Here is a 12,882-nt window from a genome sequence, read left to right as displayed (position 1 = left end):
CCGAAGCCGGTACAGGCCCGGATTCGGCATTTGAGTTGAAGGGTTGCGAACAGGTCAGCGCACGTCCTGCGAATGCCCCTCGGCCATGGCCACGATGACTTTGCGCGGCCCTTCGAACGGTGAGCGCGCGTGAGCCGAGAGCATGTTGTCGAGCATCAGCACATCGCCCTCCTGCCAGGGGAAACTGATCGCACAGTCGTCGAGCACCGCGCGAATCTGCGCCAGCACTTCGTCTTCGATCGGCGAGCCGTCGCCGTAGTAGACATTACGTGGCAGGTCTTCTTCGTCGACGATGTCGAGCAAGCTTTCGCGCACGTCCGCTGGCAGGTTGGAGATGTGAAACAGGTGCGCCTGATTGAACCAGACGTGGTCGCCGGTCACCGGATGCACCGCCACCGCCTGACAGATCTGGCGCGTGCGCAGCTCACCGTCGTCCTTCCACTCGCAGACAATGCCGTGAGCCTTGCAGTAGGCCTCGACGACTTCACGGTCTTCGGTGTTGAACACGTCTTCCCAGGCCACATCGAGGCCATTGCCGAAGTTGCGCACGTACATCAGGCCTTTGCTGACGAAACGCTCGCGGATCGCCACCGGGATGCGCCGGTACACTTCGCGGCTGTCGGCAATCGGCGTCTCACCGCCGGACCTGGCGGCGATCATGCTGTAGAACCAGATCTTCATCGGCCAGTCGCGGGAATAAGCCTGTTCGTTGTGCAGCGGAATGCTTTGGTGCGCCGGGTATTCGGTGGAGGTGTACACGCCTTGGGTGACGTTGGTACGCGGCGTCGAGCCGAACTCGTAGTTGAGCAATGGATGGCCGAAACTCGCGGCAAACTGGCGAAACTGCTCGGCGCCGTCGAGGCGGAAGCCGCGAAACAGCACGCCACCGTCGCGCAGCAGGTGCTCGTCGACCAAGGCCTTCAATTCATCGAATACCGCCAACAGATCGGTGTCGGCATCGCTTGCTTCGACCAACAGCGGCAAACGTCCGCGCTGCGGCAGCAACGGCCGCACGGAAAACCCCAGAGCAACAGCCATGACTGGCCTCCTGAAAATGATAGATGAGGCGGTCTCAAAACGCCGGTTGCGCGGCCTGCGCATGGCGCCGGTGATGCACTTCCAGATGCGTCTTGATCGTGCGAATGACCCGCGCTTCATGTTCATGAATGAAGAAATGCCCGCCGGTCATCATGTCCACCGAGAAACTGCCCAGGGTCTCTTTGCTCCAGCCGATCAGTTGTTCGGTGGTGGCGCGGTCTTCCTTGCCACCGAGCACGTGCACCGGGCAATTGAGCAAGGGCCGCTCGGCAGGCGTGAAGCGCCCGCACATCATGAAATCGGCGCGCAGCACCGGCAGGGTCAGGCTCATCAGCTCTTTATTGGCGAGGACTTCTTCGCTGGTGCCCTGAAAAGTGCGCAACTGTTCGATGAGTTCTGCATCGCTGCGCGGTTCGGCAAAGCCTCGGTCGTAATCGCTGCGCATGGACGGTGCGGCGGTGCCGGAGGCGAACAGCGCCAGCGGCTCCGGCACACCCAATTCGCGAAAGGCATGGGCCATTTCGCAGGCGAGCAACGCACCGAGGCTATGCCCGAACAACGCATACGGGCCTTGCAGCCCCGGCTTGTGCTCGCGCGCCAGTTGCCGCGCCAGTGCGCGCATGTCGGTTTGCAGCGGTTCATCGAACCGCGCGCCACGTCCCGGCAGTTCCACCGGTTGCAATTGCAGCCACGTCGGCAGTTGACGCCGCCAGCGGCTGTAAACCATGGCGCTGGCGCCCGAATAGGGCAGGCACAGCAATGTCAGCTTGGTCACCGGGCTTTCCTTGAAAAATGTGTCTGCAAGAAAGACGGATCACTCGCCGGACAAATTAGTCGCCCGGTCGCTAAATTCCCCCGCCAGCCGCTCGTTGCCTGTTCAGGAAAAAAACAACAATCGCGAGGGAATCACCGTGGACCTGCAGAGCATTCTGGGCAAGTTGTTCGCCAACGCCGGCGCGGTCGGCATCGAGGGCGTTTTCCAGTTCATCTTCAGCGCGCAACAGGCGTACTGGTACGACATCAAGACCAGCCAGCGCACGGAAATCGGGCGCCATCCAAGCCCGGACGTGACCATCGAAGTGGCGCAAAAGGAATTTCTCGGGATCATGGCCGGCGTGGTCAATGTCGAGGAACTGTTCGCCAGCGGGCGCCTGAAGATCGGCGGCAACATGGGCCTGGCGACGATGTTGCCGCAGATCATCGACCACGCTCGCCAGGGTGGCGGCACGGTGGAAAAGGTTGACATGAACAAGCGCTACCCGACGCCACCGCGCTTCAGCGAAAAGCTCACTGCCGCGCTGCCTCGGCAGACCAGCATCGAACGCCGTGCGCGCGAAGGGTTGAGCCGGCACGAATTCGAAACCCGGTATCTGCCCAACGGCATTCCATTGGTGATCAGCAATGCCCTGCACGACTGGCCATTGTTCAGCCTGAGCCGCGAGGAATCGCTGGTGCATTTCGCTGAACTGCAGGGCATCACCCGCCATGGCGATTATGTGAAGAAGACCTTTTCCACCGAGCGTGATTTCCGCTCGACCTCGATGGCCGAATTCATCGCCTCGCTGGACAGCCCGGCAGTCAAAGGCGCCGACGGCGAGCCGCCGGCGTACATGGGCAACAACATCCTCCCCGCGCAATTGCTGCAGCAGATCCAGTACCCGCCCTACTTCGACACGTCGTTGTTCATTCCGCCACGTATCTGGATCGGCCCCAAGGGCACGCTGACGCCGTTGCACCGCGATGACACCGACAACCTCTTCGCCCAGGTCTGGGGGCAGAAAAAATTCACCCTTGCCGCACCTCATCACCGCGAGGCACTGGGCACTTGGTCGACCGCGCCCAAGGGAGGTCTGGATGGCTGCGATTTCAACCCGGACGCGCCGGACTATGAACGCTTCCCGGCAGCGCGGGAGGTGACGTTTTTGCGGGTGACGCTGGAGGCTGGGGATCTGCTGTTCCTGCCCGAGGGCTGGTTCCATCAGGTGGAGTCGGTGTCGACGTCGCTGTCAGTCAACTTCTGGATCAACTCAGGACGCGGCTGGTAACCCCATTTCCTGTAGGAGCGTAGGAGCTGACGAGTGCAACAGGACTGTTATTTCAAGTGACGGAAACTTTGAAACGCTGAAACCAGCACCACCGCCCCCGCCGCAATCGCCAGCCAGAATCCGCTGCGCGCGCCAAACGCATCGACCAGCGCGCCGGAACCGGCGGCGCCGATCGCCACGCCGATGCTCAGCCCGGTCACCAGCCAGGTCAGGCCTTCGGTCAGTTTGGCCGGCGGCACGATGCGTTCGATCAACGCCATCGCCACAATCAACGTCGGCGAAAAGAACAGCCCGGCGATAAATACCGCGATCGACAAGCCGAGGATGTTGCTCGCCAAGAGCAGCGGCAGCGTGGTCACTGCCGTCGCCACGCCGCCGTAGAGAAACAGGCGCGGCAGCGGCAGTTTCGAACGCATCGCACCGAAGGCGATGCCGGCCAGGCATGAGCCGATCGCGTATACCGACAAAACAATACTCGCCGCTGCCGGCTGGCCCTGATGTTGAGCGAAAGCGACGCTGACCACATCGATGACTCCGACGATCACGCCCATCGCCAGCATCAACGCCAGCAGCCATTGCACGTCGGTCGAGCGAATGATCGAGCCCTGATCCTGCGACTCCTGCGCGTGCACCGGTGGCTCGGTGCTGCGCTGGGCGACAAACGCCGTTACCCCTATGGCCAGGGCCAACAACGCCGCCAGTGGCCCGGCCTCGGGAAACACCGCGACCGACAAGCCCACCGACAGCGGCGGCCCGACGATAAAACACACTTCGTCGAGCACCGACTCCAGGGCATACGCCGTCTGCAATTGCGGCTGGCCACGGTAGATTTCAGTCCAGCGCGCCCGCACCATCGCCGACATGCTCGGCATGCACCCGGCCAGCGCGGCAAAGACGAACAAAGTCCAGTCCGGCGCCTGCAAACGCGTGCACAGCAGCAAACTCAATAACCCGCCGCCACCGGTCAGCGCTGCGATCGGCAGCACCCGCCCCTGACCATAACGGTCCACCAACCGCGATACCTGCGGCGCGCAAAACGCCGTGGCCAAGGCAAACGTCGCCGCCACCGCCCCCGCCAGCGCATAACCGCCGTTCAACTGCGCAAGCATGGTGATGAGGCCGATGCCGGTCATGGAAATGGGCATGCGCGCCAGCATCCCGGCCAGCACAAACGCACGGGCGCCGGGGGCGGTGAACAATTCGCGGTAGGGATTTGCCATCGATTGCAGCCTCATCAGGGGCGGCCAAGTTGCCATAGCCTTGAATGCCGTGGAAGCGCGCAATTGTTAGCGGTCTGTGAAGGCCCCTTCGCTCGCACATTCGAAATGCCGTCCCCCGGTGGGAGCGAGCCTGCTCGCGAAGGGGCCGGCGCAATCACCGCATCCAGCAAATGAACTCTCAGCGTCTGCCATCAGTCAGCTACTTAAGTCTCTGGAACCAAGGCGCGAATCGTCATGCAGATTTCCCTCGCTCATCAGGTGGCGCTGGTCACGGGTGCCAGCTCCGGCATCGGCCATGCCGCCGCCAAAGCACTCGCTGCGGCCGGTGCTGCGGTCGTGATCAACTACAACAGCAGCGCTGAACCTGCGGAAGAACTGGCCGCGCAAATCAACGCCAAGGGCGGCAAGGCCCTCGCTATCGGCGCCGATGTTTCGAAAGAGGACGAGGTCGAGCGGCTGTTCGCCGAGACCGTCGAAGCCTTCGGCTCGCTGGACATTCTGGTGGCCAACTCCGGTCTGCAAAAAGACGCTGCCGCCGTGGACATGACCCTCGACGACTGGAACACGGTGATCGGCGTCAACCTCACCGGGCAGTTCCTCTGCGCACGGGCGGCGTTGCGGATTTTCCAGCGTCAGGGCGTGCGCGAAGGCGTGTCGCGCGCGGCGGGCAAGATCATTCACATGAGTTCGGTGCACCAGCGGATTCCATGGGCCGGGCATGTCAATTACGCGGCGTCCAAGGGCGGCGTCGATCAGTTGATGCAAAGCCTTGCCCAGGAAGTCAGCCACCAGCGCATCCGCATCAACAGCATCGCGCCCGGTGCGATCAGCACGGCTATCAACACAGAAGCCACTGAAGGCGCGGCCGGCGACAAACTTCTTGAGCTGATTCCGTACGGGCGCATCGGCGATGTCGAGGATGTCGCCAACGCAGTGGTTTTCCTCGCTTGCGACCTGTCCGATTACATCGTCGGCACCACCCTGTTCATCGATGGCGGGATGAGCCTCTATCCGGAGTTTCGCGGCAATGGCTGAGCCTAAAGTGGAACAACAAAGTCCCATCGGTGCCCACGGCATCATCGGCGACATGCGCAGCGCCGCACTGGTCAATGACAAGGGCAGCGTGGATTTTTTCTGCTGGCCGGAGTTCGACAGCCCGACGATCTTCTGCTCGCTGCTCGACACCCCGCAAGCAGGGATTTTCCAGCTCGCGCCAGACTTGCCGGACGCGCGCCGAGAACAGATTTATCTGCCCGACACCAACGTCTTGCAGACCCGTTGGCTGAGCGAACACGCGGTGGTGGAAATCACCGATCTGTTGCCCATCGGTGACGATGTCGACGCACTGCCGCTACTGATGCGCCGGGTGCGCGTGGTCAGCGGCTCGGCGACGTTCAATCTGCGTTGCGCGGTGCGCCACGACTACGGCCGCGCCGACACCCGGGCAGAAATGGACGAAAAAGACGTAACGTTTCACGCCGCTGGCCAGCCGTCGATACGCCTGGCTTCAGATCAGGCACTGCAAATCGATGCACAAGCGGCCGTCGCGCAGTTCACCCTCAAGCACAATGAAACCGCCGCGTTCATGCTCGGCGGCAGCGACGATCCGCGTTTTGCCAAAGGCGCCGGCGAGTTGTGCATGGAGCGCACCCTCAAATACTGGCGCGGCTGGATCGGCCAATCCAACTATCGCGGGCGCTGGCGGGAAATCGTCAATCGCTCCGCCCTCGCCCTGAAACTGCTGACCTCGCGTCGCCACGGTGCGATCCTCGCCGCCGCCACCTTCGGCCTGCCGGAAACCCCCGGCGGCGAGCGCAATTGGGATTACCGCTACACGTGGATCCGAGATGCCTCGTTCACCGTTTACGCGTTCATGCGCCTTGGCTTTGTCGATGAAGCCAACCACTACATGCAATGGCTGCGCGGACGGGTCAGCGATTGCTGTGGCAAACCGATGAAACTCAACATCCTCTATGCCATCGATGGCCAGCAGGAATTGCCGGAAACCGAGCTGACGCATCTGGCCGGCCACGGCGGCGCGCAACCGGTGCGCATCGGCAATGGTGCCTACGATCAGGTCCAACTGGACATCTTCGGCGAGCTGATGGACGCGGTGTATCTGGTAAACAAGTACGGTGATGCGATCTCCCACGAAGGCTGGCGGCATGTCGGCGAAGTGGTCGATCAGGTCTGCGAAAACTGGCAGAGCGAAGATGTCGGCATCTGGGAGATGCGCGGCGAGACTCATCATTTCCTGCACTCGCGGCTGATGTGCTGGGTGGCGCTGGACCGGGCGATCCGTCTGGCTTCCAAGCGTTCGCTGCCGGCGCCGTTCGCCCGTTGGGATGACACCCGGCAAGCGATCTACACCGATATCTGGGAAAACTTCTGGGACGAAGAACGCGGGCATTTCGTTCAGTACAAGGGCGGTACCGCACTGGATGGCTCGATGCTGCTGATGCCGCTGGTGCGCTTCGTCAGCGCCAAGGATCCGCGCTGGCTGTCGACTCTGGAAGCAATCGAAAAAACCTTGGTGCGTGACGGCATGGTCTATCGCTATCGCAACGAAGACGCCAACATCGATGGCCTCAGCGGCACCGAAGGCGCGTTCGCCGCGTGTTCGTTCTGGTACGTCGAATGCCTGGCCCGCGCCGGCCAGGTGGAAAAAGCCCACCTGGAGTTCGAGCAATTGCTGCGATATGCCAATCCGCTTGGGCTGTACGCCGAAGAGTTCGACAGCCATGGGCGGCACCTGGGCAACACGCCGCAAGCGCTGACGCATCTGGCGTTGATCAGTGCGGCGAGTTTTCTTGACCGCAAGCTGAGTGGCGAGAAGAGTTCCTGGCAGCCGTAGCGTTGAGCGCTTTTTCGCCAGCGCTTGTCAGACCGATCTCTGATCGACAGGTATGTTTCCACAACGGGCCTGCATGCCAGACAACTGGCTCAGGCCCATATTCATGGTGAAACCTGCGCAGCGGTGACCCGCATTCCGTTCGCAGATCCAGAGTGTCTGAATACGATTCAAACGGAGTGGTTCGTCATGATCGAGAGCGTTCTTACCCCAACCCTGACCATTGCCTACGAACAGCACGGTCAGAACAACGGCGCCCCGGTAATTCTGCTCCACGGCTTCCCCTATTCCCCGCGCACCTTCGACGAAGTCGCCCCGGCGCTGGCCGCGCGAGGCTACCGCGTCATCGTGCCGTACTTGCGCGGTTACGGGCCGACCCGGTTCAACAGTGCGCAAACCCTGCGCTCCGGCCAGCAAGCTGCGATGGCGCAGGACTTGCTCGATCTGATGGATGCGCTGGGCATCGAACAGGCCACGCTTTGCGGTTATGACTGGGGCGGTCGGGCAGCGTGTATTGTCGCGGCGTTGTTTCCGGCGCGAGTGCGCGGGCTGGTCAGCGGCGACGGCTACCTCGTGCAGGACATCGCCCATGCGAACCAGCCGTTGGACCCGGAAGACGAGCATCGGCTCTGGTATCAGTACTATTTCCACACGCCGCGTGGCGCCGAGGGCCTTAAGCAGAATCGCCGGGAGTTGTGTCAGTTGCTCTGGCGGCTGTGGTCGCCGACATGGGCGCGAAAGGACGAACGCTACCCGCTGACCGCTGGCGCTTTTGATAATCCTGACTTTGTCGACGTGGTGATTCATTCCTATCGGCATCGCTTCGGCTACGGCCCGGGCGATCCAGCCCTGGAGTGGATGGAAGAAGCGCTGGCCACAAAGCCGGTGATCAGCGTGCCGAGTATTTCGCTGTGCGGTGGCGATGATGGCGTCGGCCCGCCTTCGCTGATTGATGAAGATGCCGAGCATTTCAGCGGCTTTTATGAGCGGCGCGTGCTCGCGGGTGTCGGCCACAACATTCCCGAAGAAGCGCCGCAGGAAACCCTCAAGGCAATACTGGATCTGCTGCAACGCTGACCGAAAACCGCTCCCGATAAGCCTGCGGCGTCACGCCAATCGCTCGCAAAAAACTGCGCCGCAGCGTCTCTTCGCTGCCAAACCCGCAATTGGCGGCGATGCGTTTCACCGGCAAACCGGTATCGCTGAGCAGTCGCCGCGCGGTTTCGACGCGGATCAATTCGATCGCCCGCGCCGGGGTCTGGCCGGTGTCGGCGCGGTAGTGGCGGATGAAGCTGCGTTCGCTCATGCCAGCCTGTTCGGCGAGGGTCGGGATGCCGAGGTCGCAGGTCAGGTTCTCGGCGATCCAGGCGTGCAGTTCATCGAAGCGGTTGCCCTGTTGTTGCAGCGACAGCGTCACGCTGAACTGCGACTGTCCGCCCGGGCGTTTCAGGAAGACGACCAAGTGCCGGGCGACGTCGAGGGCGATGTCGCGGCCGAGGTCTTCTTCGACCATGGCCAGCGCCAGATCGATGCCTGCCGTGACCCCGGCGGACGTCCACACCGGGCCGTCGTTGATGAAAATCGGATTGGCTTCCACGTGCAGATTCGGATGCTTCGCGGCCAGTTGCTCGCAGCGCGTCCAGTGGGTGACCACGCGGCGACCATCGAGCCAGCCGCTGGCCGCGAGTAGAAAGGCCCCGGTGCATACCGAAGCCACGCGCCGGCAGCCGCGCGCATGTTCGCGTACCCAGTCGACCAGTTGCAGATCTTCCGATGCCGCATAAATGCCCCAGCCACCCGAGATGATCAATGTGTCGCTGGGCGTTTGCGGCAACGGTTCTGCGAGCACCGCCAACCCCGCCGATGACAGCACCGCCCCGCCACCGCTGGCGATCACGCTCGGCGCATAGGGTGTGGGCAAACCGCGCTGGCGGGCCAGATCGTTGGCCGAGGCGAACACCTGCAACGGCCCGGTGACATCAAGAATCTGCATATTGGCAAACGCGAGGACGTGAATGGCTTTAGGCATTTGGCGTAATTCGTGGGGTTATTGGCGTATGCGCCAGAACCTACGCGCCTACAGTGAAGTCGTCCACTTCTTTCAACGGAGCAAGAACGATGACGCTGCAGATCGGTTTTCTGTTATTCCCGCAGGTCCAGCAACTCGACCTCACCGGCCCTTACGACGTGCTCGCCTCGTTGCCCGGCGTGCAGGTCCACCTGATCTGGAAGGATCTGATGCCAGTGACATCCAGCACCGGGCTGCTGCTGAAACCGACTACGACTTTCGAGGATTGCCCGGATCTGGACGTAATCTGCGTGCCCGGCGGCAGTGGCGTCGGGCCGTTGATGGAAGATCAGCAGACGCTGGACTTCATTAAACATCAGGCCGCCCAGGCACGTTACGTGACCTCGGTGTGCACCGGCTCGCTGGTGCTCGGCGCGGCGGGCCTGCTGCAGGGCAAACGTGCGACCACGCATTGGGCGTATCACCAGTTGCTGCCGACGCTGGGCGCGGTTGCGGTGAAGGATCGGGTGGTACGCGACGGCAATCTGTTTACCGGTGGCGGAATCACTGCCGGGATCGATTTTGCCTTGGTGCTGGCGGCGGAACTGGTCGATGCCGACACGGCGCAACTGGTGCAGTTGCAACTGGAATATGCCCCGGCACCGCCGTTCAATGCCGGGAGCCCGGACGTGGCGCCGAGCGCGGTTGTCGATGAGGCGCGGTTGCGCGCGGCGCCTTCGTTGAAGCTGCGTACCGAGATTACCGAACGCGCAGCGGCCAAACTGGGCCTGCGCTGATATCCAGCCGAATGCAAAACCTGTGGGAGCGAGCCTGCTCGCGAAAGCGGAGTGTCAGTCGCCAGTGACGTCATCTGGAAGACCGCTTTCGCGAGCAGGCTCGCTCCCACATTTGATTTGTGTCTGGCATGACTGCCACACCTTCACTTGTCCCACCTCCCTCGCCCGTGTAGAAAGCCCCTTCCAGAAATCTCGCACAAGGACTTTCGATGAATGCGCTGCCCTGGCTCTATCTCGCGCTGCTCGGCCTCGGTTACGGATTGGCCCTGAGCTACGGCCAGCTCGGTTGGCTGGCATTGATCTCCGTGGGGCTTTTGCTGTTCGCCGCATTCGCCGTGCGCCAGCAACAAGTGGCAGTCGCGCGTTGGCTCGGCCATGGCCTGTTCATCGTTCTGGCCGTGGCACTGGCGCTGCACTGGCTGCCGGGCTTCGCCAACGGCCGCGTGATCAATCCGCAACGTTTCACTGACAACGCGGTGCCGTTCGCGATGTACTTCAATCTCGACAAACCGCTGGTGGGCTTCTGGTTGCTGCTGGTTTGTCCGTGGATCGTCGCGCGGCGATCGTTGCGCCTGACGGTCTATGCCACCGCCCTCGCCCTGACGCTATGTGCGATTCTCGCCCTCGGCGGCGCGCTTTTACTTGGCGTGATCGCCTGGGCACCGAAATGGCCGGATCAGGCCTGGCTGTGGGTGCTGAACAATCTGCTGCTGGTGACGCTGGTCGAGGAAGCGCTGTTTCGCGGCTATATACAGGGCGGGCTGAGCCGTCGCTTCAAGCACCTGCCCTACGGCGACAATCTCGCGCTGCTGTTGGCCTCGCTGTTGTTTGGTCTGGTGCATGCCGGCGCTGGCTGGACCTGGGTGTTGCTGGCGGGACTGGCCGGGGTCGGCTATGGTCTGGCCTACCGTTTCGGCGGACTGGGCGCGGCGATCGCCACCCATTTCGGCCTGAACCTGTTGCACTTCGGCCTGTTCACCTATCCGATGCTGGCCAGTTGACGCAAGCGCGGTTTTGCGACGCCGTACTTAAATCTGAAAAAAAACTTCAATAAAAACCTGTCGGCGCCGACAACCATTCAAAGCCTTGCGGATTGAAAAACCATGCGTAACAACCAGCCCATTACACAACGCGAGCGGACCTTTCCAGCTCAGCAACGGTTGATTTCCACCACCGATGCCAAGGGCATGATCACCTACTGTAACGACGATTTTGTCGAGATCAGCGGGTTTTCGCGGGAGGAACTGATCCGTGCGCCGCACAATCTGGTCCGCCACCCTGACGTGCCATCGGCGGTGTTCTCGCACATGTGGGGCACACTGAAACAAGGCTTGCCATGGATGGGCATCGTCAAGAATCGCTGCAAATCCGGTGACCACTATTGGGTTAACGCCTATGTCACACCGGTGTTCGATGGCAGCCAGGTGATCGGTTACGAGTCCGTGCGCGTCAAGCCCACCGCCGAACAGATCCGCCGCGCCGAAGCGCTCTACCAACGCATCAACCAGGGCAAGTCGGCGATTCCATCGACGGACAAATGGCTGCCGCTCCTGCAGGACTGGCTGCCGTTCATTCTGGTAAGCCAGCTGAGCTTCATGATCGGCGCGACGCTGAACTCGCAGTGGGGCTTCGCCCTCGCCGCCGGTCTTTCGGTGCCGTTGGGCCTGATGGGCCTGCAATGGCAGCAACGCGGGCTCAAGCGCCTGCTGCGCCTGGCCGAACAGACCACCTCCGACCCGCTGATCGCGCAGATGTACACCGACAGCCGTGGCGCCCAGGCGCGTCTGGAAATGTCGATCCTCAGCCAGGAAGCGCGCCTGAAAACCTGCCTGACCCGCCTGCAGGACACCGCCGAGCACTTGACCGAACAGGCCAAGCAGTCCGACGCCCTGGCACACAACAGCTCAACCGGCCTGGAACGCCAGCGCGTGGAAACCGAACAGGTCGCCACCGCCGTCAACCAGATGGCCGCCACCACCCAGGAAGTCGCCAGCCACGTACAGCGCACCGCTGACGCCACCCAGGAAGCCAACCGCCTGACCGGGCGTGGCCGCGACATTGCCGGGGAAACCCGCGAAGCGATTCAGCGCCTGTCGGTAGTCGTCGGCGAAACCGGCCTGACCGTGACGCAACTGGCCAAGGACAGCGACGAAATCGGCGGCGTGGTCGACGTGATCAAAGGCATCGCCGACCAGACCAACCTGCTCGCCCTCAACGCTGCAATTGAAGCAGCGCGTGCCGGTGAAATGGGCCGTGGTTTTGCGGTCGTGGCTGACGAAGTCCGCCAACTGGCGCAACGCACCAGCGAATCCACCGGGCAGATTCACGCCCTGATCGCCAAGTTGCAGCAGACTGCCTCCAGCGCCGTGCAAACCATGGAAGCCGGCCATCGCCAAGCCGAAGAAGGCGTGGCACGGGTCCTGGAAGCGGATCAGGCACTGGTCGGCATCAGCGAAGCGGTGGCCAACATCACCGACATGACCACCCAGATCGCCGCCGCGACCGAAGAGCAAAGTGCCGTGGCTGAAGAGATCAGCCGTAACATCAGCAATATCTCGGAGTTGGCGGATCAGACCTCGGAACAAGCGCATAACTCGGCGTTGTTGAGTGAAGAGCTGACGAAGACGGCCAACACCCAGTATTCGTTGGTGGCGCGGTTTAACCGCTGATTGGAAGGCTGGAATGAAAAAACCCGGATGGCGTGAGCTTTCCGGGTTTTTTGTTGTGTCAATGAACTACTCAATAGGACTTGAGTAGTTCAGTCGTGCATTGCGCCGCCTGCCAAACCGAGACATCTAATATTGAACTTCATCAGAAAGTTTTGCGCTGCACATTCGGAAATCCTGGCGAAAATCCACAGAATACAGCGCATGTCTACTGTCAGGTCTTACAGTAGACATTCAAGTTTCAGGGGCATATCTAT

The 12,882-nt window shown here is 61.9% G+C and carries 11 protein-coding genes; 7 read left to right on the top strand and 4 right to left on the bottom strand.

Features of this window, described 5'->3' with window-relative positions:
• Window positions 1-54: 54 nt before the first annotated feature.
• Both NF676_RS09915 and NF676_RS09910 read right to left on the bottom strand, forming a co-directional pair.
• Window positions 55-1,038: a TauD/TfdA family dioxygenase gene (locus tag NF676_RS09915; RefSeq protein ID WP_252887628.1), complete on the bottom strand. Its 984-nt coding sequence runs from the start codon at window positions 1,036-1,038 to the stop codon at window positions 55-57.
• Between the two features lie 34 nt (window positions 1,039-1,072).
• Window positions 1,073-1,813 (bottom strand): thioesterase II family protein, encoded by a 741-nt coding sequence (locus NF676_RS09910; protein ID WP_056784290.1) that lies wholly within the window; start codon window positions 1,811-1,813, stop codon window positions 1,073-1,075.
• Window positions 1,814-1,949: 136 nt separating this feature from the next.
• Between NF676_RS09910 and NF676_RS09905 the strand changes: the two genes are divergently transcribed.
• On the top strand, window positions 1,950-3,083 hold the full coding sequence (locus NF676_RS09905; RefSeq protein ID WP_095179464.1) for a cupin-like domain-containing protein: 1,134 nt from the start codon (window positions 1,950-1,952) through the stop codon (window positions 3,081-3,083).
• 47 nt (window positions 3,084-3,130) lie between these two features.
• Here NF676_RS09905 and NF676_RS09900 read toward each other — a convergent pair whose 3' ends face one another.
• Complete coding sequence (locus tag NF676_RS09900) at window positions 3,131-4,303, bottom strand: MFS transporter (protein WP_252887627.1); 1,173 nt, start codon at window positions 4,301-4,303, stop codon at window positions 3,131-3,133.
• Window positions 4,304-4,537: 234 nt separating this feature from the next.
• On the opposite strand from NF676_RS09900, the gene NF676_RS09895 reads away from it, so the two are divergent.
• The 3 genes from NF676_RS09895 to NF676_RS09885 all read left to right on the top strand — a co-directional run bounded on the left by NF676_RS09895 (window position 4,538) and on the right by NF676_RS09885 (window position 8,231).
• The gene (locus tag NF676_RS09895) at window positions 4,538-5,338 is read left to right on the top strand and encodes an SDR family oxidoreductase (protein ID WP_252887626.1); all 801 of its coding nucleotides are present in this window, start codon (window positions 4,538-4,540) and stop codon (window positions 5,336-5,338) included.
• Entirely contained in the window at window positions 5,331-7,157 is a 1,827-nt protein-coding gene (locus NF676_RS09890) for a glycoside hydrolase family 15 protein (protein WP_252887625.1), read from the top strand. Before NF676_RS09895 ends, NF676_RS09890 begins: the two co-directional genes overlap by 8 nt.
• 186 nt (window positions 7,158-7,343) lie before the next feature.
• A complete protein-coding gene (locus tag NF676_RS09885; RefSeq protein ID WP_150741405.1) occupies window positions 7,344-8,231 on the top strand; it encodes an alpha/beta fold hydrolase in 888 nt (295 codons plus the stop codon).
• Here the strand turns inward: NF676_RS09885 and NF676_RS09880 are convergent.
• Complete coding sequence (locus tag NF676_RS09880; protein ID WP_150741404.1) at window positions 8,200-9,183, bottom strand: GlxA family transcriptional regulator; 984 nt, start codon at window positions 9,181-9,183, stop codon at window positions 8,200-8,202. The two genes, NF676_RS09885 and NF676_RS09880, sit on opposite strands and share 32 nt — an antisense overlap.
• An 89-nt stretch (window positions 9,184-9,272) precedes the next feature.
• Here NF676_RS09880 and inhA point away from each other — a divergent pair, with 89 nt between their 5' ends.
• The 3 genes from inhA to NF676_RS09865 all read left to right on the top strand — a co-directional run bounded on the left by inhA (window position 9,273) and on the right by NF676_RS09865 (window position 12,628).
• On the top strand, window positions 9,273-9,959 hold the full coding sequence (inhA, locus tag NF676_RS09875; protein ID WP_150741403.1) for an isonitrile hydratase: 687 nt from the start codon (window positions 9,273-9,275) through the stop codon (window positions 9,957-9,959).
• A gap of 209 nt (window positions 9,960-10,168) precedes the next feature.
• A complete protein-coding gene (locus tag NF676_RS09870) occupies window positions 10,169-10,960 on the top strand; it encodes a CPBP family intramembrane glutamic endopeptidase (protein ID WP_252887624.1) in 792 nt (263 codons plus the stop codon).
• A gap of 102 nt (window positions 10,961-11,062) precedes the next feature.
• The gene (locus NF676_RS09865; protein ID WP_041479077.1) at window positions 11,063-12,628 is read left to right on the top strand and encodes a methyl-accepting chemotaxis protein; all 1,566 of its coding nucleotides are present in this window, start codon (window positions 11,063-11,065) and stop codon (window positions 12,626-12,628) included.
• Window positions 12,629-12,882: the final 254 nt, after the last annotated feature.

Source organism: Pseudomonas siliginis, assembly GCF_024072275.1.
GTDB classification, from domain to species: Bacteria; Pseudomonadota; Gammaproteobacteria; order Pseudomonadales; family Pseudomonadaceae; genus Aquipseudomonas; species Aquipseudomonas siliginis.
The sequence above is the reverse complement of the archived record's forward strand: the minus strand, read 5'-3'. Positions and strand labels throughout refer to the sequence as shown.